The sequence below is a fragment of the Thermosynechococcus sp. Uc genome (assembly GCF_029335995.1).
In the GTDB taxonomy this organism is placed as follows: domain Bacteria; phylum Cyanobacteriota; class Cyanobacteriia; order Thermosynechococcales; family Thermosynechococcaceae; genus Thermosynechococcus.
Map to the genome: position 1 here is coordinate 1 of NZ_JARJMS020000051.1, position 24,315 is coordinate 24,315.

Consider the following 24,315-nt stretch of genomic DNA (forward strand, 5'->3'; position numbering starts at 1 on the left):
TCTCGACAGTTGCGCCTTGGGTGAACATTGGTTTAGCGTAATTAGTGCCGCACTTCTTGGTGCAATGGGCTGGAATTTGCTCACTTGGTATTGGGGGCTGCCCAGTAGTTCTTCCCACGCCCTGATTGGTGGCTTAGTAGGTGCCGCCCTCTTTCAAGCGTCACCGCAAATCATTGATTGGCAGGGGATTGCTCAGTCAGTCCTGATTCCCATGATAGTGTCCCCCTTGGTGGCGATCGCCATTGGTTTGGGCTTCATGGCTCTTGTTGAGCAATGGTTGCAATGGCAGGGGGAGATTCCTGCGGAACGTTGGCAACGACTGCAGATTCTTTCCGCAACGCTGATGGCCGTTGCCCACGGTGCCAATGATGCCCAGAAAACCATGGGCGTGATTACCCTTGCCCTTGTGAGTTGGGGACAACTGTCGCCAGAGGCGGATGTGCCCTTCTGGGTCATCGCTGCCTGTGCCCTCGCAATCGCGATCGGTACCTACGGCGGCGGTGAGCGCATTATCCATACCACAGGTGAGAAAATTTCGCCCTTAGATCCCGTGAGTGGTTGCTTGGCCAACCTCAGTGCTGCTTTGACAGTCGGTGCCGCCAGTCTGGTGGGGTTTCCCGTCAGTACCACACAGGTGGTAGTGGGGGCGATTACGGGTGCGGGGTATCGCCATCAAGGAAAAGTGAACTGGCAAGTGTGGGCACAAATTTTCATGGCGTGGATATTCACATTTCCGGGAGCAACCCTGCTGGCAATCGCTATCTCTTTTTGCCTCACCCAACTTTAAGAGATCTGTGTGGGCTGCATCTTTTGGGCATACTCACGAAAGCGCTCGAGATCCGCTTGCAAGGTACTTTCCACCACACGACCCAAGAAAAGACGATCCATAATTTGTCCCAGCACTCCGGGAATGGCATAGGAAACTGAGAGCTTGACAATGGTGTTGCCGTGGCGATCGTAAAAGCGAATAGCACCGCGATTCGGCAGTCCATCCACTGCTTCCCACTGAATAATTTGGTGCTTCACTTGGCGGCAAATGCGCGATCGCCAGCTAAAGTGCCAGTTTCCCGTGGCCAATGTCCAGCGTGATAGCGTGGGGTCTTCTTCAGTGATGACCACAGATTCAATCCACTTCATCCACAGGGGCATTTTCTCCAAATCTGACCACAGTGCCCAGACGTGATCAATATCCGCTGCCACTTCAATCTGAACTGTATGCTCTAACCAACTCATGGGTGACCTCCTGCCAAAATCGCTTGGGCGGCTTGTCGTCCGGACATCGTGGCACCCTCCATGCTGTCAATGTAGTCCTGCTGCGTATAGCTGCCTGCCAAGTAAAAGTTAGGAACGGGTGTTTTTTGGGGTGGACGGTAAGGATCCATGCCGGGGGCTTCGCGATAGAGGGACTGCGCCAATTTGACGACACTGTACCATGTCATGTTCAGATGGCGCGATGAAGGAAAGAGTTCATGGACTTGGCGCAGCACGTGTTGGGCAATTTCTTCATTGCTGGCTTTGATGAAGGGATCGCCGGGGGTGAGCACCACTTGCAGTAGGGAGCCTTGACCTTCGCGATAGTAGTCCGCTGGGCTAGTGAGAGCCAAATCAGCAAAGCAGGAAAAATCGGCATCAGCGGTATAAAGCAGGTTATCAATGCCCGTTGCTGTCACCTGTTTTTGTTTACTGGGGTCTTGCAGTTCCGTGACCCAACCATCAAACCGCAGTTGCACCGTGGCCACAGGCACTGCCTCAAGCTTAAAGATGTTGTCGAAGGTGGGGTGCGATCGCCATGCCGGGGGAATCAGGCGTTGAATTCCCGGCACATCACAGGCACAGAGATAGGCATCCGCCGTTACTGTTTCTAGTTCTTCGCCAAGGGGAATGACCAACCCTTCCACCTGCCAAGTTCTAGGATCCTCGCCGCGAAAGAGAATTTCCTTTACCCTTCGCCGCAGATGAATCTTAGCTCCCCGCGCTTCAATATAGTTCACCAAGGGCTTCAGCAGATATTCCGCCGGTGATCCCTTGAGCATATTCAAGCGGGAGGCGGTGGTTTTGGCGGCAAACATCATAAAGATCGTCAGCATACAGCGCGCCGACATATGCTCGGTATCAATGAAGCCTAGGGCATAGGAGATAGGGTTCCAGAGGCGCTTGAGGCTATTTTCTGACCCCCCATGGCGGCGAAACCACTCGGCAAAGCTGACCTGATCCAAAGCGCGAATTTGGCGCATTGCCCCCTCATAATCCACAAGACCGCGCACCACAGGACTGGTGCCAAGGGCAATGGTATTGAAGAATTTATCAGTAGCGGAGAGTTGATTGGTGGTGAAGAAGGCCTTCAGACCGTTGAAGGGAGCACCTAAGGGAAAGCGGAAGTCCAATTCCCCCACTTGGCCACCGCGATTAATAAATGTGTGGGTATGTTCCTTGGGCAACAGGTTCGCGATCGCCCCCACCTTTGTCATCAGTGCAAAGAGATTGGTGTAGTTACAGAAGAAAACATGGAGTCCCATCTCAATGTGGTTGCCGTCGGCATCCTGCCAACTGCTGACTTTGCCTCCGACAAAAGGACGGGATTCATAGATTTCAACGTTGTAACCGGCATCCACCAAATCCACTGCGGCGGCTAAGCCGGCTAATCCTGCACCAACAATGACAACCCGCATCGGTGATCCCAGAAAACTTTACAGATTTTAACATTATTTTGCCCCGCGGACGGTCTCCCTCGCGTTAAGAAACTTGGCAGAGACCCTTGCTCTCTAGAACCCTCATCTATGATCAAAGTAACTTGAAGTTGTTGAATCGCTCACGCTCACGGTGTGCTTATGGCTACGCGTCGTGTCCTTCCCTTTCCTCTCTGGCAGTATTTGAATCAACACCTCTTTAGTCCGGGCTTTACCCTCAATCCCAAACGGTTTTGGCGGCAATACTACAATGCCTATCTCGAGCGCTGCTGGCAGAAGGATTGTGCCTCAAAGGAAGAACCCTCCTGTTAATCGTTCCACAGGTTCGCTAAAATAAGATAGCTCACTTTCCCGATCAAGATTAGGGACTTTTGGCTGTCGTTATTTTGGTTACTCTCGCCTGTTGGAAGACAGAACACTATGGTTGCTTCGCCCCCGTCTGCTGATGCTGCACTCAAACGCTCAAAAATTGAAGCTCTCAAAGAACGGAGCCAACATCTACGAGAACCTATTGCCACGGAGCTGCGAGAACCCACAAACTGTTTTAGCGAAGAGGGGGCGCAGATCCTCAAGTTCCACGGCTCCTATCAGCAGGACAATCGCGATAACCGCGTCAAAGGACAGGAAAAAGATTACCAGTTTATGCTGCGTACCCGCAGTCCAGCTGGTTATATTCCACCGCAGCTCTATTTGACGTTGGATCGCTTGGCGGATGAGTACGGCAACCACACACTGCGGGCAACAACACGGCAGGGATTTCAGTTACATGGCATTCTCAAGAAGAACCTGAAGGCTGCCATTGCTGCCATTGTCCGCAGCATGGGATCCACATTAGGTGCCTGCGGCGATTTGAACCGCAATGTTATGGCACCACCCGCCCCCTTTCGCGATCGCCCGGAATATACCCTTGCCTATGAGTATGCCCACCGCATTGCCGATCTGCTGACCCCCCAAACCGGGGCCTACTACGAGATTTGGCTAGATGGTGAAAAGGTCATTTCTGCCGAAGAGCACCCCGATGTCAAGGCGGCACGGCAGCGCAATGGCAATGGCACGATTTTTGCCAACAACGAAGAGCCAATCTACGGCGATCACTATATGCCGCGCAAGTTTAAGTGCTGTGTCACAGTGCCGGGGGATAATTCTGTCGATCTGTTTTCCCAAGATTTGACGCTGGTGGTGATCACCGATGAGCAAGGGAATCTTGAGGGCTTTAATATCTATGCTGGCGGCGGCTTGGGGCGTACCCACAATAAGGAAGAAACCTTTGCCCGCATGGCGGATGAAATTGGCTTTGTCGCAGCGGTAGATGTCTATGATGCGGTGAAGGCAATTGTTGCGACCCAGCGAGACTATGGCGATCGCTATAATCGGCGCCATGCCCGTTTGAAATACCTAATCCACGACTGGGGCGTCGAAAAATTCAAAGCCAAGGTGGAAGAATACTTCGGCAAGCCCCTTCAACCTTTTCGTCCACTGCCGCCGTGGCGATATGAGGACTTTTTGGGCTGGCACCCCCAAGGGGATGGCAAATTCTTTTATGGTCTTGCGATTGCCAATGGCCGCATCCTTGACAAGGGAAATTTTAGGCTCAAGTCCGCTCTCAGGAAAATTGTTGCAGACTTTAACATCCCGCTGCGAGTGACTCCTCACCAAAATCTGCTCCTGTGCGATGTCTCTGTCGATCAACAGGATGCAATCCAGTACATCCTTGCGCAGCACGGGGTTCGTGATGTCAGTGCCATTGATCCCCTTGAACGCTACAGCATGGCCTGCCCAGCATTACCTACCTGTGGCCTAGCGATTACGGAGTCGGAACGGGCAATGCCGGGCGTACTGGAGCGGATCCGTTGCCTGATGGATCGGCTGGGACTGCAGAATGAGCATTTTGTGATTCGAATGACGGGGTGTCCTAATGGCTGTGCTCGCCCCTACTTAGCTGAGCTGGGCTTTGTCGGCATTGTCCCTGGCGCTTATCAGATTTGGCTGGGGGGGAGTCCCGATCAAACGCGCTTGGCGGAGGTCTATATTGAGCGGTTGCCCATTGCCGAACTGGAAACTGCCCTAGAGCCATTGTTGGTTTTTTATCGCAATCGGCGGCAGAGCGGCGAATCCTTTGGGGATTTTTGTCATCGGGTTGGCTTTGCGGCTCTGCGGGAGTTTGCTGCAAATTACGTTCCCACTGCCCCAACAAAGCGCTACCGTGTGGATGTGCGGGCAGATCAATATCAACAACTCAAGGCATTGGCAGCAGCCAAGGGCATGTCTCTGGCGGCGCTGACCCGTGAAGCCATTCAGCGTTACCTTGAGCAATCGCGCTAAAACAAGCAAGGATAGGCTGCCTATCGGCTATAATGAGAAGTTGGCAAAGGGGGCGGCATAGCCAAGTGGTAAGGCAGAGGTCTGCAAAACCTTTATCCCCCGGTTCGAATCCGGGTGCCGCCTTCGTTAAATTGACCCTAGGGTTTCAGTCTGCTGCTCTAGCCAATCCAAGAGCCGATGGATACCCCAGCAGTAGTCAGGATCGCCCCAGAGGCGTTGGCACTGGCGATCGCTGGTAAAGCCCACATGTCCCCCCTGTTCGGTCATCAGCAGGGTGAGGTTAGCGTTGCTCTGGGCAATAGTGAGCAGTTCGGGCACAAGGCTGGGAGCAAAGAGGGGATCATCCGCAGCATAGAGAATCCACAGGGGTACGGTCAGCTGCGGCAGCAGTGGCAGAGGACTACTGGCAGCGTAATAGTCGGCCACACTGGCAAAACCAAGCCGCTCAATGACTAGGGCGGCATCAAAACCTGCAATGGTGTCAATCTTGGCAATGGTTTTGAGATCAAACATTTGAGGATGAAGGCGATGAAGGTGGCAAGCCAAGTGTTGTAGTTGACGGCTGATGGCGCGTTCAAATTGGCGTCCCCAAAAGGTGGTGCTAAGATGGGCAAGGGAACGGTTAGAGTCAAGGTTAGGGCAAATCACAGCCGCACCCCCAATGGCTTTTGCCCCTTGCTGCTGGGCATACCATGCCCCCCAAAGGGCTAACTGCCCCCCCAAGGAATAGCCAACCAACCAATAGGGAGGAGTATAGCCGAGGGCTTGACACTGTTGCGCGATCGCCACAAAGTCTTGTCCTTCGTAAAGGCCATCACTGGTCAAGACCGGAGAAAGTTCAGCACTGCGACCATGGGCACGCCAATCAAAGAGCACCACCTCAAAGCCGCGGGCGATCGCCCAATGGGCAAGGGTATGCAGGTACCATTGATTCTGGAGAGCACCGGTAATTCCATAGGTGGCAATGACCGTTCCGCGGGCTTGGGCAACTCGATACCCCTCGCCGTAGAGGGGCACGCCTGCTGCCCCATGGAAAATATGGCTAGTTTGCGGTTGCCAGGGGTAGAAGCACCCCCAGCGTTGGAGATAGGCGGTAAAGACCGTGTGGATCACACCGGAGTGCAGCGGCGGTGGTGGCCAGTAGGAGAGGGAGTGCATAGACTTGAATGACCCAACGTAGAGAACAGGGTAGGTAAGTTTGGGCGGTTGTGGTGATCATTGTGAGGCATTGGCGATGACACAGAGCGATGATCCGAAGAGGACAGACCCCTACATCCTGGAAACCTGTCTGACGGATGCCCAAGCTAATCGCGTGCTAGATGAAGTTTTTGCGGCAATGGAGGCTGAGCTGAATGAGTCAGAACCCCTGTCAGCAGTTTTAGAAAACCTGTCTCCCCTCCTTGTCCCCTTTGAAGCAACGACTCCGCCGCCGCCAACAACAGAGGAACGTTCCCGCTGGCTACACTGTCCAGAGCCGCGACAGGCGTTTTCTTGGGGCGATCGCTTTCTCATGGGAGTAGGCATTGCTTCTTTTGTTCTAGGGGTTGGCCTCTGGATCAACCTGAATCGCCAACCAGTTGCAGTTACCCCTGAGGCTGTGGTCGCAACAGCCCCCAGCCCAGCTGATGTTGCCTTTGCTGAGTATCTGCAAAACTCCCTGCAACTCCTAAGCCAACAGGCTGCCACGCCAACCCCTGCACCACCCGCCATTGCCGGCAATTCTGTCTCCACCCCCACCGCCTCTACCCCAACAGTTGAGCGCATCTACGTTCCCGTTTACCAAGCTCCCGCAGCACCAACTGTGACCCTGCCCAATTTACCCACGGTTACAGCCCCTACGCCGGCAGCAACACCGGCGCCGCCGCCACCTCCCCCTCCAGCCGCGCCTCCCCAACATACCTTGGTGGGCATACTCGAACTGGGCGATCGCTCGGTGGCTCTCTTTCAAAGCAATGGTCAAACCCTGCGTTTAGGCATCGGCGATACAATTGGCAGCGAGGGCTGGCAACTGGTGCAAATTCAAAACCAGCGAGCCGTGCTGCGCCGTCAAGGGGAAGTGCGCTCTCTCACCGTTGGCCAAAGCTTTTAGAAAAGGGGCAAGCATGAACTTTTTTCGAGATTTGAATGCATTCCTAGAGCAGAAGCTGGAGGACTTTATTCGTGCCAATCCGCAGTTGGAACTCAATCTGTTACTCCTTGAGCTTGAGGATCAAGAACGGGAAACCCAAGAGCGACTCCTGCGCTTACAACAGGAAGTCAATACCTGTGAGCAGCAAATTCTCAGTCTGGTTTCTGAAATTCGTCGTTGGCGCGATCGCATCCAAACGGCAATGGCGGCGCAACGCCCTGACCTTGTGGAATTAGCACGGCAACGGGAGGCCGAATTACGCCGACGCGGCGAGCAATTGTGGACTCAGCGCCTCAATGCCCTCAATCAAATTCCTCTTACCCAGCAACTTCTGCAAAAGATTCGCGATCGCCGTCAGGAAGTGATGAACCGCATTCCTACCGCCAGTGCGCCTCCCCCGCCGCCGCCGCCACCCCCGGGCATGGGCAGTGATCTCAATGATCCCGTTGAAGCCGAGTTTCGCCGCCTGGAATTGCAAACTGCCCTAGAAGAACTCAAACGCTCAATGGCGTTATAGCAGACAAAAGACGTGGGACAATCGAGAGCGCGGTTTCATTCTCTCCTTTAGTCTTCCATGGCAGTTATTCAGATCACCTCCGACGACACTTGGCAAATTCAGGCCGATGGCCATCCCTTGCGGGGCAGCCTGCAAGTACCGGGCGATAAATCTATTTCTCACCGTGCCCTCATGTTAGGAGCCATAGCGGAGGGCACAACCCATATCGAAGGCCTGCTCGTGGGTGAAGATACCTGCAGTACCGCTGCTTGTTTCCGTGCTCTGGGCGCTGAGATTTCGCATCTGAATCCGACAGCAGTAACGGTTCAAGGTTTGGGAATTGGCCACCTGCAAGAGCCGGGGGATGTGCTGAATGCCGGCAATTCTGGTACGACGATGCGACTACTGCTGGGGGTATTGGCAGCACAAACAGGTCGCTTTTTTGCAATCACTGGGGATGCCTCATTGCGATCGCGCCCCATGGCACGGGTCGTTACCCCCCTGTTGCAGATGGGTGCTCAGATTTGGGGGCGTCAACACCATAGCCGTGCCCCCTTAGCGGTTTTGGGGCAGCCCCTAGAGCCAATCACCTACTACAGTCCCATTGCCTCGGCTCAGGTGAAATCAGCGCTGTTGCTTGCCGCTCTCCACACCGAGGGCACCACCATTATTCGCGAACCCCATCGCTCACGGGATCACAGTGAACGTATGCTTCAGGCCTTTGGTGCCTGTTTGAGTGTGGATGAAGCCACCTGTACGGTGAGTCTTGAAGGGCCTGCAGTCTTAAAGGGTCAGAAGGTCATTGTCCCCGGTGACATTAGTTCAGCCGCCTTTTGGTTGGTCGCAGCCTCCATTATCCCTAATTCAGAATTGGTGTTGACCAATGTGGGCGTCAACCCCACCCGCACAGGCATTCTCGATGTGCTTGGGGCAATGGGAGCCGAGATTACCCTTGAAAATGAGCGGCTAGTCACAGGAGAGCCGGTAGCAGATCTGCGGGTGCGATCGGCGACGCTCAAGGGCATCCGTATTGGCGGTGAATTAATTCCTCGTTTGATTGATGAGATTCCAATTTTGGCCGTGGCTGCTGCCTTTGCCGAAGGCGTCACCGAAATTCGAGACGCAGCAGAACTACGGGTCAAGGAGAGCGATCGCCTCAAGGCTGTGGCCACAGAATTGCAAAAAATGGGCGCTAAGGTCACTGAACTCAAAGATGGCCTTGATATTCAGGGGGGCGTGCCCCTCCAAGGAACCCACTTAGAAACCTACGGCGATCATCGCATGGCCATGAGCCTGGCGATCGCCGCCCTCAATGCTCAAGGAACAAGTCACATTCACAACGCTAGGGCAGCAGCCGTTTCCTATCCAGAATTCGTAACAACCCTGCAACAAATAGCTTGACAATGGAAAAATCCCAGTAATTTTTGGGAGCACCTTACTCAATACCAAACGCTGTATGGTAGCATCAAATAAATTGTTTTGGCGTAACAATGCAATACAAAGTTGCGTTGAATTCTTGATACTGTTGTACCAGGTACGTTTTCACCTTTCTTGACAACTACAGGAGAAAATTAGACCCCAGATGATACAGAACAAAAAAATACGGTAGTATAGTTTCACCGCTGTTCTAGGTGCGCCCTTAGGTTTAACCTAGCACAGAAAACTTTCTCTCTGCTCTACCCCTTTGTTATTCGTTCAAAAAAGGTTGTGTTTATTCATTATGGCAACAATTCAAGATTTTATCCACGTTCAGGATCAATGGTCATTAGATGAGTTGGTGGAAATTGCCAACGAACTCTTGCCTCAGCACCTCCCCCAAGAAGACTCAAAAAATCGCGTGTTGGAGGAAGTGAACCCGCGTCTAGTCCGCCATTACACCTCCTGCAAACTAATTGATCGCCCCACCCGCATTGGCCGTGAAGGGCGCTATGGCTATCGCCACCTTGTGCAATTGCTCGTGGTACGGCGACTGTTGATGGAGGGCTATACCGCAGGTGCCATTTACAAGCTGGTGTATCGCATGAGTACCCCAGAACTGCGGGCACTCCTTGAGCAGGGGGTACATCTTCAGTTAAACCCACCGCCCATCAACCCAGCCTTGGCCTTTTTGCAGCAGGTACAAGACCGCTCCGAGCATCGCTATGGGGAACCCATGCGCATCAGTACCAGTGTCAGCCGCCGCGAAGTACCACCTCCGAGCCATTCAACGCAACCAGAGTCTTGGAAACGTATTGAGGTCGTGCCCGGCTTTGAGGTACACATCCGCGATGACTTTAACTTTCCCCAGATTAATCGAGATCAAGAAGCCCTTGTCAAGCAACTGGTGCAATTGCTCTCCACCTATACTCAGCGCTAGCTTAGGCCAGATTTCCCGTGTCGTGCTCAGTCGGCTGGCGATCGCTATAATAGCGCCATGGAAGGATGCCTCAACGATACGGATATTTACACGCTGTGCCAAACCCTTGCTCTTGGTCAGCGCACCGGAGAACTCTACTTCGAAGATGATGCCGGTCATACGTGGCTTCTTTTTTTGAGTCATGGTCACTTGGTTTATATTGCCGATCGCCACAGCCACGGTTTAGAGCGATTACAGGATCTTCTTTATGGGCAGGGCATTCCTTGGCCGAGTCCTGATAGCTTCATCGAAAGCAAAGCCGGTGCCAGTTGGGTGGAATATGAATGCCTATGGTGGCTCCTCAACCACTGCAAGCTCAGCCAGATCCATAGCGTGTGGCGGGCTCTCCTACGGGAAAGTCTCTTTGACGTGGTTAGTCTCAATCGCGCTTGGTTCAAATTTTATAGTGCGAGTCCCCTCACCCCCCAATGGCACAATCTCTCTTTGACAGCACTGCTCAATGACAGCCTGAGTCATCTGCGGGAATGGAAAAAACTGCACCCAGAGTTGCGTTCCCTCGATCAAGTCCTCGAACTGACAGATCTTAAACCCACAGGCAACGATCCAGCGGATCAATGGTTTCGTCAACTTGAACCCTTCGTGCGCGAACCAATTACGCTGCGTCGCCTGAGTCGGCAACTGGGACGAGATGGAGTGACGGTGGGCAAACTCCTGCTGCCCTATCTCCATCAAGGATACTTGCAAGTTAGTTCTTGGGGAACCAATGGCCACACCCGCACATTTCCGCCTCTTTCTTGGCGGCGATCGCCCCGAGTCGTGTGCGTGGATGATGCTGCCACCGTCCGTCAAGTCGTTGAGTCCACACTTCAAGCAGCGGGTTATGAAGCTACGGCGATCGCCCATCCCTTGACAGCCTTGAGTCTTATTTTCCAACTCAACCCTGACCTCATTTTCCTCGACATTGCCATGCCCGAATTGGATGGCTACGAATTCTGTACCCTGCTGCGACACACCCCTCGCTTCCGTTATACGCCGATTATTATGCTGACGAGTCTCGTCGGTTGGAGCGATCGCCTGCGCGCCAAAGTGGCCGGTGCCACTGACTACCTCAGCAAGCCCTTTTCAACTCAAGAATTGTTAACAATTACGCATCGCTATATTGGTGCAGCCCCACCTGTGACCTCCTTAACAGACGAGTCCTTTAGCGACGTGCTAGAACCAAAATCAAGCCTTGAGACTCCCCGTTAACCGCCGCAGGTTGGCTGTCATCAACCTGTGATACTCCTAGGCTTTTAGAATATAAAGCAAACCCTTGATTCTACGTGTAGCCTCCTATGAGTAAAGTCTTAGTTGTTGAAGATAGCCCACCCCAGCGGGAAATGATTAGCGAATTGCTGGCAAAAACAGGCTTTGAAGTAACCGTTGCCACCGATGGTGTGGAGGCAATGGAACAATTGCAGCAGAGCACACCAGATGTGGTTGTCCTCGACATTGTCATGCCCCGCATGAATGGGTATGAAGTCTGTCGCCAAATTAAGGCTGATCCCCGCACCCAATCAATTCCTGTGGTTATCTGTACCTCCAAAAGTGAGGAATTTGATCGCTATTGGGGCATGAAACAGGGCGCTGACGCGTACATTACCAAGCCCTTTGACCCCAAAGAACTCGTTGGCACCATCAAGCAACTCTTGCGAGGTTAAAGATGTTTAGTAGCTCAGACCTACTCGCAACCAATGCCCCCTTTGAAAGTGACAATATCGATGACCTCAAAACTCCAGAGGGGGATTTACATATCCTCTTTACGATCCCCAGCGGTGATCTCCTGGCGCTGCCGGCAATTGGTGTGCGTGAAGTTGTCGCCGTCAATCCCGATCGCATTACCCCAGTGCCCAATACCTCCAATCTGCTACTGGGGATTTTAAACTTGCGGGGGCAGGTGATTTGGGTAGCGGATGCCGGTAAATTTCTTGGGGATGACACCCCCTTGAACACCGATCGCTCTGAGCTATCCATTATTGCCATTGAGGATGATGAGTTAATAGTGGGGCTAGCGGTTCATCAAGTTCGAGGCATGGAGTGGCTCAACAATGACACTATTAAGCCCGCCACGCATGTCAGCGATCAAATGGCTCCCTTTGTACGGGGTGAATGGGTTTTTGATGCCGAGCAGCAGGAGATTGTTAAGCTCTTAGAACCCCTTGCCATTTTACGCAGTGCCCGCTGGGGACTCTAAACTAGAAGAAGTAAAATTTCAATGGACACTCACAGCCAAGTGTCACCATTGAACTTATCAACACCAGTCACTTTAGGAAAATTAACACCCCCGTGACATCTTTCCCAAGGATTGGCGCATACTTTGTAATTAAAGCTTTCTTGATTGAGTCCTTACAATTCCCCCCTGCCCCTTGTCATTGTCCATTCTGGGAGTAAGCCCATGGCATCCAGCAGCACCCAACACACCCAAGAATATCAAAAAGCGGTTGCCGCTTATGTACAAGGCAACTACGAAGAAGCAGCCAGAATCACCGACCAATTAGTGGGCACCCGACCGGGCGATCCCAACCTACGGCTTCTGCGGGGGCATATTTACTGCTGCCAACAACGCTACAGCGAGGCTCAAGAGCAGTACCATGCGGTTCTCAAGGCCACCACCGACCCAGAACTAATTAATCTGGCCAACGAGAGTCTCGCCAGGATTAAAGATCTGATACCCGCTGCTGAACCTAGTAACCATGGGGGCGCAGAACATCACACCACACTGCAAGCAGAACATACCCAACTCCAAAGTGAGAATACCTTTTTGCAGACGACCCCACCCAGTGGGGAACCCCAAGCTGTAAACCCCTTAGAGACATTCAGTCTTGAGCACTTTGATGACTTTGGCAGCGATTTGGGAACGAGCAACCCCTTTGACGAGCCTGAAGTTGGTAGCGTTGAAGAAGAATTCGGCGTCAATTTAGAACAGGGTACCTTTAATCCCTTCGACGAAGATGCGGCAATTCAGGATCCCTTTGCCTTTTCAACCAATACTTTGGAGGATCCGGTTGCCGAAGTGGCAGACATTCCAGAAATCCCCATGGGTGAATTGGTGCAACCCCTAGACCCTGAAGCCATTGGGGATGAGGAGATCACGCTGCTTATGGGAAGTTCTCCTGTGACCCCCTCCGAACCGCTTAGCCCTCATTCTATATTTGATGGTGAGACGCCAGAAAGTACTGCGGATTCTTCTCAGGAGATGCCACCGCCCTTCGGAGAAACATTTGATGATCCCTTTGCCGCTGAAATGGCGATGCCTGAAGAGGGGCTCCTTGCCGGGTCTCCAGCACCTGCAGAAGCAAATATTTCTCAAGAGAGCCTGTTGGAAGCCCCAGCGGTAAACATTTCTGCAGAAAGTCTCTTTGGCGATATTGAGGAATCCCCAGCAGCCAGCACTTCTGAAGAGAATTCCTCTCCAAATCCGACGGCATCCGCTGAGACCAACGTTCCTGAAGTCTCTACCTCTGCTACGGGTATCAGTGATTTGTTGAGCAATGAGACGGCAGAGGCCATTGAGGTGTTGCCACAGCCAGAATTCAGCTCTTCTGGAACTGCCGAGGAGGAAGACGATCTCTTTGGTGACTTCCCAGCTTCCCCTGAAGCTTTTGAGGCTCCAGACATTGTCGCCGAACCCCTGTTTCCTGAGACCTTTGACCCCGCTCCCTTGGACAATGAGCCAACAATCGCCATGTCTGAGTTTTCCAGAGGTGAAACCGTTGCCGCAGACGCGAGGGAGCCAAAGACGCCAGCAACCGCTGCAAGGGAAACCAGCTCTGGTGGTGTTGAACCTGCCGACTTTGATTTAGAAGAGCTCCCCTTTGGCAATGCAGATCTCGCCGGTGCTGGATTTGGGGAGGAAATGACCATTGCCAATCCCCAAGTGCATGGAATGGGTGCTGTTGGATCAGAAGCCACAGGGATGGCCGAGGCTGGCACCAAGACCTTTGCGGTTTTACCGGATGAATTTGATGATCTCAGCCAGCAAAGTCTTGAGAACTTGGCTGATTTTAATGTCGATTTGAGCCAAAGCACCGCCAGCCGCACTGAATCTGTAGCTCCTCCAAAAAGTCAGGATCTCTCAGCCTTTACCGAGCAAGTGCCCGTTGCAGCACCAGTGGCTGCTCCGCCAACCCCTTCTCATAGTCCTAGTTCTGTGGCTGGAACTGTTTCAACCACCCCAACAGCCACCAGTTCCTTTAGCCAAGAAAACATTACCTCCGCAGTAACTACCGCTGTGCTTTCCGCCTTAGCTGCGGGTGCCGTCAGTTTAGGCTTTAGCGCCCCTAGCCCTGCGCCTTTATTCAGTGGTGCTGCGGCTGGTTTCACCGCTGGGGCAGCGGTCTATGCCATGGGGCAGCGTAGCGTCAGCCGCATCAAGCGCTTCTGTACGGATTTGCAGGCACAGTGTAATGCCGTGATGGCCGGTGATATGACGGCGCGGGTGCCGGTCACCAGTAACGATGAACTAGGACTCTTGGCACAAAGCTTTAACCAAATGACGGATGCCATCCAGCAAATTACTGCTGATGCCCAGAAAAAAGCAGAGGAAAACGAACGGCAGCGGGATGATTTGCAGCGCCAAGTGATCCGACTTCTCGATGATGTGGAGGGTGCCGCCCGAGGTGACCTGACCGTCCAAGCTGAAGTGACAGCGGACGTGCTCGGAGCAGTGGCAGACTCATTTAACCTGACGATTCACAACCTACGCACAATTGTGCAACAGGTGAAAATTGCCGCTCAGCAGGTGAGTCGTGGGGCTGCAGAAAACGAAACCTTTGCCCGTAGTCTCTCAGCCGACGCCCTGCGGCAAGCGGAGGAGCTAGCGGTTACCCTGAACTCAGTGCAAATGATGACCAATGCAATTCAGCGGGTGGCCGAAAGTGCTCAAGAAGCCAATGAGGTGGCACGCAATGCCTCGGAAACAGCCCTCCGTGGCGGTGAAGCGGTGGAACGCACAGTGGCGGGTATTTTGCAGATTCGCGAAACGGTGGCAGAGACCACCCGTAAGGTGAAGCGTCTCGCGGAATCTTCCCAAGAGATTGCCAAGATTGTCGGTGTGATTTCGTCAATCGCCAACCGCACGAACCTGCTGGCGCTGAACGCTAGTATTGAGGCAGCACGAGCTGGAGAAGCAGGGCGGGGTTTTGCTGTAGTGGCTGACGAGGTGCGACAGCTAGCCGATCGCTCGGCAAAGGCCTCGAAGGAAATTGAGCAGATTGTGCTGCAAATTCAAAGTGAAACCGGTGCCGTGATGACGGCAATGGAAGAGGGCACCCAACAAGTCATTGAGGGAACCAAGCGAGCCGAACAGGCCAAGCATGCCCTTGAGGACATCATCCAAGTATCGTCGCAAATTGATACCCTTGTGCGCTCGATTACCAATGCCACGGTCGAACAAACAGAATCGGCGCGAGCCATGGCTCAAGTGATGCAGTCCATCGAGTTGACAGCACAGGCCACTTCTCAGGAGGCACAGCGGGTGTCCGACTCGTTGCAAAGTCTCGTGAGTGTGGCGCGCAACTTGCAGGCATCGGTGGAACGGTTCCGCGTTGAAAATACTGAAGATCAAGCCTAAGCAATCCGGGAGGGGGCTATGCAAAGCGATCAACAAAAGCGCATTCTTGGCTACTTCATTGAGGAGGCGCAGGAACACTTGACTACCATTGAAGACAGTTTGATGAATCTCCAGCAGGTAGTCAATGACCCCGAGGCGATAAGTGAAATGTTTCGGGCAGCCCACTCGGTTAAAGGGGGAGCGGCGATGCTTGGGCTTCACAGCATTCAGCACACCGCCCACAAGCTGGAGGATTACTTCAAAATCCTGCGGGAACACCCCGTAACGGTGGACGAGACCCTAGAGCAACTGTTTTTACAAGCCTTTGATGCGCTGCGGGAACTCCTCGATGAATTGCAAGGTCCCTTTGGTTTGACCGAGGAGGCAGCAACAGCAACGCTGAATCGGGTAGAGCCAGTCTTCAATCAACTGCAAGCCCACTTGAGCCAACTGACCCAAGGAGCAGAGGCGGCGCCCCCTGTGGCTGCTCCTTCTCCCCCTGTGGCAGAACCCGTTCAGCCGCCGCTACAACCCGTTGCCGATTCAAGCTACCGCTTAGTCTTTCAAACGGAGGTGCCCGATCGCCTGCGGGCAATGTTGCAACTCTTTAAGCAGCCTGATTCGCCCTCAGTGCGGCAACAATTGGCGGAGGCCTGTTCTAATTTGGGTCAATTGGGGGAAACTTTTGCCCTGCCCCAGTGGGTGGAGCTGCTGGCGATCGCTCAACAGGCAGTTAGTAACACTGCTCAGCCCCTCACGGCGTTGGCACCAGTGGTGATTAAAGAAATTATGGCGGCTCGCGACTTGGTGCTCAATGGTCAAGGCAGTGATATTCGCCCTAGCGATAGTTTAGTGGCGCTTCAGCCCCCTCTAGTGGAGGAAGCTGTAGCTGTTGTTCCCGAAGGGCCAGAACCGGCAGCAGAGGCACCCGTGAGCCCTGAAATACCACCAGCTTCCGCCGAAATTGCCTCCCCGCTTTCTCCGCCAGAAACCAGTCTGCCTGAAGAAGAGATTTCTGAGCCAATGGAGCCTATAACCAGCGCTAGCGAGGGTGTCACTGTTTTTGGTGAGGAGAGCGGCACTGATTTTCAAGAATTGAGCGACATTTTTAGCGATGCAACGGCACTGCCAACGGAGTGGCTGGAGGACACCCTTGAGGAGGATTTGGCCAGTTTAAATCTGGGGGATGAAGCGGCCTTTGATGAGGAGATTTCCGACTTTTTAAACATGACCGCTGCTGAGGAGTTGCCTGAGGCAGAACCCAGCCTTGATGCCATCCTCGATGAAATTGAGGAACTCTCCAGTGAACTGGCGGCGGAGGGAGAGGAACCAGCCCTCAATGATCTCACGCCCCCAGCAATTGCCGAAAGTATGGCTGAGGCGCTTGAGCCCCCCTTGACACCTAACGATTCTGCGGAAGAGAGTGCAGCCGCAGAACCTCCTGAACTCAGCCTAGATACATTCCTTGAGCAATTGACGGAGGAAGCTCCCTCAGAGATGGCGGCACTTGAGGAGGCAGTTGCTTCCCTAGAAGACTTTTGGGGTGAGGTGGAAACCACTGAGGCTCGCGATCTGCTTCCCCTAGAAGAGGATGTTGACATCCCTGCTTTGAGTGACGTCGCTGAGGAGGTGGCTGAGTTTCTCGAAGAGGTGCCGGGTCTCAACGATGTCCTAGAAAACTTGGTCGTGGATAACGCGGCGGAAGAACCCCTCGCGGAGTTGACTCCCCCACCAAGCAGCGATGCCCCATGGTCAGAAACCCTATCCGCCTCGGAGGCGCCAGCGATCGCTGAGCCAAGTATGCCTGAGGTCACAGCGGCAAATATTGCGGAACCAGAAGCAGCCGCAGCGGAATCTATCCTCTCCCCTGAAGCTGTGAGCATGGCCGAACTGGAAGCATTGGTCAATGATGCCACTGCGCCTGCTAGCTCCGAAAGCATCCTAGAGGAATTGGAGGGGTTGCTTAATCAAAGCACAGGTACAACCACACCAGAGGCCGCTACCTTCAACGAATTAGATCAGCTTTTGGAGACGGCAACGCCACCTACGCCGGCCTTTGAGGAACTAGAGCAACTCTTGGGTCAAACCCCACCGCCGCCAACGGCAGCGCCTTCCACCGCCGATGATACTTTTGCCGATTTAGAGAAATTAATTCCCCAACCCGCAGGGGCGAGTGCCAAGGCAACTACCCCTCGTCGAACGGGGGCAGGGGCAAAAGGCGGCTCCTTGGTAGAACAAACCATGCGCGTACCAGTGCGCCACCTCGATGCCCTAAGTAACCTTGTGGGGGAGTTGGTGGTTAACCGCAATAGCCTTGAAGACACCCAAGAACGCCTGCGGCAGTTTCTCGATAACTTGCTCTACCAAGTTCAACAACTCGGAGAAGTCAGCCAACAAATCCAAGACCTCTACGAGCGATCGCTCCTTGAGAGTTCACTGCTGGGGGTAACGACAGCACGGGTAGCCAACGACCAAGGAGAACGGGGAACCCACGCCACGGGTGTCGAGTTTGACGCCTTGGAAATGGATCGCTTTACCGGCTTCCACACCCTTTCTCAAGAAGTGATTGAGCGGATCGTGCGGGTGCGGGAGGCAGCGGCTGACATCGAGTACGTGATTGATGAAGTGGAGCAGGTGGCACGCCAGTTTCGTCAAGTCACTACCCAAGTCCAAGAGGGTCTGAGCCGCTCACGAATGGTGCCCTTCCGTGAAATGTCTTCCCGCTTACCGGGCGCTGTGCGCCGCGTTGCCACTACCATGGGCAAACAGGTGGAACTGAAGATTGAAGGGGAGGATACCCTCATCGACAAGGGCATTCTCGAAAAGCTCTTTGACCCAATGACGCACCTGATCAATAATGCCGTCTATCACGGGATTGAATCCCCAGAAGAGCGGCGACGATTGGGCAAGCCGGAAAAAGGCCTGATTCGCGTGCGAGCCTTCTATCAGGGCAGTCAAGCAATTATCTCTGTCAGTGACGATGGAGCGGGGATTGACCCAGAGCGGGTAAAACGCAAAGCAATCGAGAAAGGTCTCCTGAAGGAGGCTGATGCCCCTAGCTTGTCACGCCAAGAGGTATATGCATTCCTCTTCCAGTCGGGATTTAGCACCAAAGATCAAGCGGATGCCCTTGCCGGTCGCGGTGTGGGTATGGACGTGGTGCGCAAAAATCTTGAGGACATTCGCGGCACGATTAACATTGACTCCACAGTGGGCAAAGGAACTACGTTTACCATCCGCTTGCCGCTGACCCTGAGTATTACCAAAGCCCTCTGCTGCATTGATAACCACTGCCGCATTGCCTTCCCCATTGACGGTGTGGAGGATATGCTGGATATGCCCCAAGAGCGCATCCAAACCCTAGAAGACGGTCAGTGTGTCCTCTCATGGCACGATCGCCTATTGCCTGTGCGTAAACTCGGGGATTTACTCCACTACAGCCGCAACATCAGCCGCAGCAATGTCTATGGTGGGAGTACTCAAGATGATGGCATGGTCTCGATTGTGGTGCTGCGCAGTGGCGATGATCTTGTGGCCATGGAGGTGGATCAGGTCATCGGCGAGCAGGAAATCGTCATTAAACAATTGTCAGGTCCTGTACCAAAGCCGGTGGGTGTTGCCGGGGTAACCGTTCAAGGGGATGGCCGCGCAATGGTGATCGCTGACGTTCTGGAAATTATTGATCTCTCCTTGGGACGTATGGATCGCGACTGGCGCGGGTTTGGCCACACCATCGAAATCACCGAGCCAGAGGAAGCCTCCGAACCCTTAGTGCTGATCGTTGATGACTCGATTACGGTGCGGGAGTTGCTCTCAATGACCTTTACACGAGCAGGTTACCGTGTCGAGCAAGCACGGGATGGTCAAGATGCATGGGAAAAACTGCGCTCTGGCTTGCCCTGTGATTTGATCTTCTGTGACATTGAAATGCCGCGTATGGATGGTCTGGAACTGCTCTCACGGATTCAAAAGGATCCGAAGCTCAACCATCTGCCGATCGCCATGCTGACTTCACGAGGCGCGGATCGCCACCGCAAGATGGCGGCACAACTAGGGGCGCGGGGCTACTTTACGAAGCCCTATCTGGAGGAGCAATTACTGGATGCCGCTGCACGGCTCCTCAAGGGTGAAATCCTTGTGCAGCAGGAGCCGACACCGACCCCATGAGTGAGCGATCGCCAGCCCTAGTAGACTTCCTGGCTCAACTCCCCTTTGAATTGGATGCCTTTCAAGAAGCAGCGATCGCTGCCCTTGATGCCGGTCGCTCTGTGGTGGTCTGTGCTCCTACGGGGTCAGGTAAAACCCTCATTGGCGAGTATGCAATTCACCGTGCCCTGACGCGGCAGCAGCGGGTTTTTTACACCACTCCTCTGAAGGCGCTTTCAAACCAGAAGTGGCGTGACTTTCAGCAGCAGTTTGGCGCGGAGCAGGTCGGCCTCCTGACTGGCGATGTCTCGATTAACCGTGATGCGCCAATTCTAGTGATGACGACGGAAATTTTCCGCAATATGCTCTACGGTACCCCCATTGGTGAAGTGGGTACCTCCCTTGCAGGGGTTGAAGTAGTGGTGCTCGATGAATGCCACTACATGAACGATCGCCAACGGGGCACTGTTTGGGAAGAATCAATTATCTACTGCCCCAAAGAAATTCAACTGGTGGCTCTTTCCGCCACAATTGCCAACGGCGAGCAACTCACTGACTGGATTCAATCTGTCCACGGGGATGCCGAACTCATCTCCTCTGACTGGCGACCGATTCCGCTGCACTTTTACTTTTGCAACGGCAAGGGACTCTTTCCCCTCTTGGATGGCCAACGTAAACGGCTCAACCCCAAGCTCCACGGTCAGACTGAACTGCGGCGACGCGGCAGCAAGCGAGACTTTTTGAGCATCCGCTACGTGGTTGGCCAACTGCAACAGCGGGAAATGTTGCCGGCCATTTACTTTATCTTCAGTCGGCGTGGCTGTGACCAAGCGGTTCAAGAGGTCTTGGGCATGAATCTGCTCACCAAAGCTGAACAGCAAGCACTAGCAGAGCGGGTTGACGCCTTTTTGGCACAACATCAGGACATTGTTGCTCCCGAAATGATTGCCCCCCTCTACCAAGGGATTGCTGCTCACCATGCTGGGGTGCTGCCCGTCGTGAAAACCCTTGTGGAAACCCTCTTTCAAGAAGGCCTGATCAAACTCGTTTTTGCCACGGAAACGCTGGCCGCCGGGATCAATATGCCCGCGCGCACCACGGTTATTTCTACTCTTTCAAAGCGTACTGATAGCGGTCATCGGCTCTTGACAGCCTCAGAATTTCTGCAAATGGCAGGACGAGCTGGCCGTCGGGGCATGGATACCGTGGGTCATGTGGTTACCTTGCAAACCCCCTTTGAGGGTGCCCATGAGGCGGCGTTTTTGGCCACAGCCGCTCCAGATCCCCTGATCAGCCAATTTACCCCCAGCTATGGCATGGTCTTGAACCTACTACAGCGTCACACTCTCGAAGAAGCGCGGGAATTGGTAGAGCGCAGTTTTGGTCAATACTTAGCCACATTGCAGCTCGCACCGCAGCGGCGGGCGATCGCCGAACTGGAAAGGGAATTACAAACCGTGCAACAACGCCTTGCCGGCATTGATCGCCAGCAACTGGCGCAGTATCAAAAGCTGCGGGAACGGCTACGGCAGGATCAACGGCTTCTGAAAATCCTTGAACAGCAGGCGGAGCAGGAACGTGTCCAAGAACTCCTCCCTTTTATGATGGCAGTGCCGCCGGGGACATGGCTTCATATTAAATCCCCACTTGGAGATCATTCCCCCTTAACTGCCGTCCTCTGTCAGCCCGTTGCCGGTTCTGGACAGTTGCCCCACTGGCTGTGCCTTGCGGTCGATGGTCGTTTTCGGGTAGTTGGCATTGATGACATTTTAGGTGTCTATCCCGATCGCCCCCCCTGTGGTCAGCTCCCTCCGCCCCCAGAGGGAATGAAACTGCGCCTAGGGGAAAGTTATCTCTGCAACGAAGCGAACCACTACTTTGGTACCCTCCCCGAGCTCCCGCCGGTCTTACCCGCGCCGCAAGTGGCCGCCCAAGCCGCCAAAATTGCCGACCTCGAAGCGAAACTCAGCCAACTGCAAGCGAGTCTGCCGCAAAATGTTCATTCACTGCTACGTCTCGTTCGTCGCGAAGAACAGCTGCAAACGGAACTGCGCGATCGCCAGCAGAAGCTCCATCAACAGTCCCAACGCCACTGGGAGCAATTTCTTGCTCTGATTGCTGCCCTACAAGACTTTGGTGGCCTCAATGATCTAACTCCCACCCCCCTAGGGGAAATGGCCGCTGCCCTGCGCGGCGAAAATGAACTCTGGTTGGCCCTAGCTTTGGCCTCAGGCGAACTGGATGACTTGCCTCCCCATTTGTTAGCGGCCGCAATTGCTGCCCTTGTCACCGAAACCCCTCGTTCTGATAGTTGGTGCAACTACCCCATTCCCAGTGAAGTGGAAGAGCGCCTTGCTGCACTCAGTCCCATTCGCCGTCGGCTCTTTCAGGTGCAGCGCCGCTATCACATTATCTTTCCGCTATGGTACGAATGGGATCTCATTGGCCTAGTGGAGCAGTGGGCCTTGGGCACACCATGGAATGAATTGTGCGCTGAAACCAATCTCGATGCTGGGGATATTGTGCGATTGCTGCGGCGCACCCTCGATTTTCTTGCCCAGATTCCCCACGCGCCCCACACCAGCCCTCAACTGCGCCAAAGTGCCCAACAGGCGCGCTATCTCCTCGACCGCTTCCCTGTGAATGACTTGCTAGAGGGAGTGGAGCTAGAGACGGCAACCGTATAGTTTTAGTCCTCAAGGGAGTGGCTCAGGCGGGATTTGAACCTGCGACCTTGGGCTTATGAGTCCCCTGCTCTAACCACTGAGCTACTGAGCCGAAATTTTTGCGCAATTCTCATTATAACGCGAATATCTCAAAACTCAAGGCTCCGGCCAGCAGATTCAAATCGAGTTCACCGTACAATAAAGAAAAGAGTGGATCTGTTAGAGGAAAGATAGGCGTTGAGCAAAGCAGAACGCACGGCTCTTGACAATAAGCTATCGCAGCGATTTATTCAGCTTGATCCAGCAGGGTATTTCATTATCTACATTGACCCTGAGCAAGAGTTGATCTGGATGAAACACTATCCCAATGACATTAATGAGAAGGGCTTAGCGGTGGATCCCGATACTGGGGAACCCATTCCCACCAGAGGGAAAGTAACGCGGGAACCAGATCTAGTACTCAGCGGTCGAACAGCAAAGGAGTTGTGTATTGAGCTTTTTGAAAAGGATCGCCAATTAGTGACGATGTTGGACCACGCGGCTTATCTCGGTCGCGAATTGATGCGGGCACAGTTTTGTTTGGATGAAGGGCTTGAGTATATCCAAGATTAGACCACAGTGGCGCTGGGGGGTAGGGGCAGTTTCTTTAATGCTCTGTGCCCTAGTGGGTACAGCCTTAGCAGCGATCGCCACCCCAGACTTCAGCGGAACAGTTGATGTTTTGCCTTTGAATGCCCAATTGGGGGCACAAATTTATCTGCAGCGATGTGGCAGTTGTCACCTTGCAGTACCCCCGGAAACATTGCCCACACAGACATGGCAGGTGCTAATTCAAGATCCCAATCACTACGGTGCGACGCTCGAACCCATTTCCCGTGCTGAGCTGATTCCGCTGTGGAACTATCTGCGCACCTATTCTCGCCCTCTGCCTAATGATGTCCAAATTCCCTTTCGTGTCGGGCGATCGCCCTTCTTTCGTATCCTACATCCCCGCGTTGAGGTACCTCGACCCGTTACCCTCGAGGGCTGTGCTCAGTGTCATCCCAAGGCGACCCTCTTTAATTTTCGGGAGCTAAGCCCGCAATGGCAGGATTCCCCCTAGAATGTTTAGGGATGGCGAATTTTCCACCGCCCCATGTTTGCTAGCTCCTCCAATCGTTATTCCCCGCGTAACCAACACAAAAGGGTGCGCCGTCGCTGGCTCCAGCGGGAGGGGTGGACCCTTGTTTCACTTCTCCTTTGGGGAATTCTGTTTCTTCAATATTGGTTGCAGGGGCGACTGGGGTTACTGATTCACCCCAACTACTTTGGACTAGCGATCGCCACTGGTTTTCTTTTAGTTGCTGTAAGTGGGTGGCAAGGGTGGCGGTTGTGGCGGGGGCAAGTGACGCTTGTGCAGCATGTTACCCTCTTACCGGCCCGCTGTACCCTCAGTCTCCTAATTTTCGCAGCAGTGGTGGGGTTGCTGATGACACCCCGTCCTTTCAATAGTGCCACCGCGATTCATCGCGGTCTGGAGGATGGCTTAACGGTGACGCGCAATAGTCCAGTGGCCTTTCGTCTCAATCAACGGCCTGAGGAGCGCACGCTCATTGACTGGATTCGCACCCTCGATGTCTATCCCGAACCCGATGCCTATAGGGGGTTACCCGCTCGCATTGAGGGATTTGCTGTCCATAGCCCCCAACTGCCGCAGACCTATCTCACCCTTACCCGCTTTGTCATTACCTGTTGTGCAGCGGATGCCTATCCCGTCGGACTGCCGGTGAAATTAGGGCGATCGCGCCAAGCCTATCCCCAAGATCACTGGTTTCGCGTAGAAGGTCGGATGGCCACAGAAATCCTCAACGACCGCCGCCAATTGGTACTAGTTGCTGAGACAATAACGCCGATTCCTGAACCTGCAAATCCCTTCATGTACTAA

Annotated in this window: 19 protein-coding genes and 2 tRNA genes; 17 read left to right on the forward strand and 4 right to left on the reverse strand. The window is 53.8% G+C overall.

Features of this window, described 5'->3' with window-relative positions; genetic code table 11:
- Window positions 1–787 (forward strand): inorganic phosphate transporter (locus P3X23_RS05820; protein WP_300874107.1); only part of this gene is annotated, 787 nt, incomplete at its 5' end.
- On the opposite strand, the gene P3X23_RS05825 is transcribed toward P3X23_RS05820, so the two are convergent.
- Together P3X23_RS05825 and zds are read right to left on the reverse strand one after the other, a co-directional pair.
- Complete coding sequence (locus tag P3X23_RS05825) at window positions 784–1,233, reverse strand: SRPBCC family protein (protein ID WP_300874110.1); 450 nt, start codon at window positions 1,231–1,233, stop codon at window positions 784–786. The genes P3X23_RS05820 and P3X23_RS05825 overlap by 4 nt on opposite strands.
- Complete coding sequence (gene zds / locus P3X23_RS05830; RefSeq protein ID WP_300874112.1) at window positions 1,230–2,669, reverse strand: 9,9'-di-cis-zeta-carotene desaturase; 1,440 nt, start codon at window positions 2,667–2,669, stop codon at window positions 1,230–1,232. The genes P3X23_RS05825 and zds overlap by 4 nt, the downstream gene beginning before the upstream one ends.
- Before the next feature lie 159 nt (window positions 2,670–2,828).
- On the opposite strand from zds, the gene P3X23_RS05835 reads away from it, so the two are divergent.
- The 3 genes from P3X23_RS05835 to P3X23_RS05845 all read left to right on the forward strand — a co-directional run bounded on the left by P3X23_RS05835 (window position 2,829) and on the right by P3X23_RS05845 (window position 5,132).
- Entirely contained in the window at window positions 2,829–2,999 is a 171-nt protein-coding gene (locus P3X23_RS05835; RefSeq protein WP_298613009.1) for a hypothetical protein, read from the forward strand.
- 108 nt (window positions 3,000–3,107) lie between these two features.
- Entirely contained in the window at window positions 3,108–5,009 is a 1,902-nt protein-coding gene (sir, locus tag P3X23_RS05840) for a sulfite reductase, ferredoxin dependent (protein WP_300874115.1), read from the forward strand.
- 51 nt (window positions 5,010–5,060) lie between these two features.
- Window positions 5,061–5,132 (forward strand) — tRNA-Cys (locus P3X23_RS05845).
- A 3-nt stretch (window positions 5,133–5,135) separates the two neighbouring features.
- Here the strand turns inward: P3X23_RS05845 and P3X23_RS05850 are convergent.
- Window positions 5,136–6,167 carry an alpha/beta fold hydrolase gene (locus P3X23_RS05850; protein ID WP_300874117.1) on the reverse strand — a complete coding sequence of 344 codons (1,032 nt, stop codon included), beginning with the start codon at window positions 6,165–6,167 and terminating at the stop codon, window positions 5,136–5,138.
- A gap of 76 nt (window positions 6,168–6,243) precedes the next feature.
- On the opposite strand from P3X23_RS05850, the gene P3X23_RS05855 reads away from it, so the two are divergent.
- The 10 genes from P3X23_RS05855 to P3X23_RS05900 all read left to right on the forward strand — a co-directional run bounded on the left by P3X23_RS05855 (window position 6,244) and on the right by P3X23_RS05900 (window position 22,412).
- Window positions 6,244–7,098, forward strand: coding sequence for a hypothetical protein (locus P3X23_RS05855; RefSeq protein ID WP_300874120.1), 855 nt, complete (start codon window positions 6,244–6,246; stop codon window positions 7,096–7,098).
- Between the two features lie 13 nt (window positions 7,099–7,111).
- Window positions 7,112–7,654, forward strand: coding sequence for a TIGR04376 family protein (locus tag P3X23_RS05860; protein ID WP_300874122.1), 543 nt, complete (start codon window positions 7,112–7,114; stop codon window positions 7,652–7,654).
- Window positions 7,655–7,711: 57 nt separating this feature from the next.
- On the forward strand, window positions 7,712–9,034 hold the full coding sequence (gene aroA / locus P3X23_RS05865; protein WP_300874125.1) for a 3-phosphoshikimate 1-carboxyvinyltransferase: 1,323 nt from the start codon (window positions 7,712–7,714) through the stop codon (window positions 9,032–9,034).
- Window positions 9,035–9,353: 319 nt separating this feature from the next.
- A complete protein-coding gene (locus P3X23_RS05870) occupies window positions 9,354–9,989 on the forward strand; it encodes a MerR family transcriptional regulator (protein WP_300874127.1) in 636 nt (211 codons plus the stop codon).
- 57 nt (window positions 9,990–10,046) lie between these two features.
- On the forward strand, window positions 10,047–11,237 hold the full coding sequence (locus P3X23_RS05875) for a response regulator (RefSeq protein ID WP_300874130.1): 1,191 nt from the start codon (window positions 10,047–10,049) through the stop codon (window positions 11,235–11,237).
- An 86-nt stretch (window positions 11,238–11,323) separates the two neighbouring features.
- Window positions 11,324–11,689, forward strand: coding sequence for a response regulator (locus P3X23_RS05880; protein WP_300874132.1), 366 nt, complete (start codon window positions 11,324–11,326; stop codon window positions 11,687–11,689).
- Window positions 11,690–11,691: 2 nt separating this feature from the next.
- Complete coding sequence (locus P3X23_RS05885; RefSeq protein WP_300874135.1) at window positions 11,692–12,222, forward strand: chemotaxis protein CheW; 531 nt, start codon at window positions 11,692–11,694, stop codon at window positions 12,220–12,222.
- A 201-nt stretch (window positions 12,223–12,423) separates the two neighbouring features.
- On the forward strand, window positions 12,424–15,600 hold the full coding sequence (locus tag P3X23_RS05890) for a methyl-accepting chemotaxis protein (protein WP_300874136.1): 3,177 nt from the start codon (window positions 12,424–12,426) through the stop codon (window positions 15,598–15,600).
- Window positions 15,601–15,618: 18 nt separating this feature from the next.
- Window positions 15,619–19,746 (forward strand): response regulator, encoded by a 4,128-nt coding sequence (locus tag P3X23_RS05895; RefSeq protein WP_300874139.1) that lies wholly within the window; start codon window positions 15,619–15,621, stop codon window positions 19,744–19,746.
- Complete coding sequence (locus P3X23_RS05900; RefSeq protein WP_300874141.1) at window positions 19,743–22,412, forward strand: DEAD/DEAH box helicase; 2,670 nt, start codon at window positions 19,743–19,745, stop codon at window positions 22,410–22,412. Before P3X23_RS05895 ends, P3X23_RS05900 begins: the two co-directional genes overlap by 4 nt.
- An 18-nt stretch (window positions 22,413–22,430) precedes the next feature.
- On the opposite strand, the gene P3X23_RS05905 is transcribed toward P3X23_RS05900, so the two are convergent.
- Window positions 22,431–22,503 (reverse strand) — tRNA-Met (locus P3X23_RS05905).
- A 125-nt stretch (window positions 22,504–22,628) separates the two neighbouring features.
- Here P3X23_RS05905 and P3X23_RS05910 point away from each other — a divergent pair.
- The 3 genes from P3X23_RS05910 (at window position 22,629) to P3X23_RS05920 (ending at window position 24,315) form a co-directional block, all read left to right on the forward strand.
- Complete coding sequence (locus P3X23_RS05910; RefSeq protein ID WP_300874144.1) at window positions 22,629–23,003, forward strand: DUF4346 domain-containing protein; 375 nt, start codon at window positions 22,629–22,631, stop codon at window positions 23,001–23,003.
- Entirely contained in the window at window positions 22,975–23,493 is a 519-nt protein-coding gene (locus P3X23_RS05915; RefSeq protein ID WP_300874146.1) for a cytochrome C, read from the forward strand. The genes P3X23_RS05910 and P3X23_RS05915 overlap by 29 nt, the downstream gene beginning before the upstream one ends.
- Window positions 23,494–23,577: 84 nt before the next feature.
- Window positions 23,578–24,315, forward strand: coding sequence for a TIGR03943 family protein (locus P3X23_RS05920; RefSeq protein ID WP_300874149.1), 738 nt, complete (start codon window positions 23,578–23,580; stop codon window positions 24,313–24,315).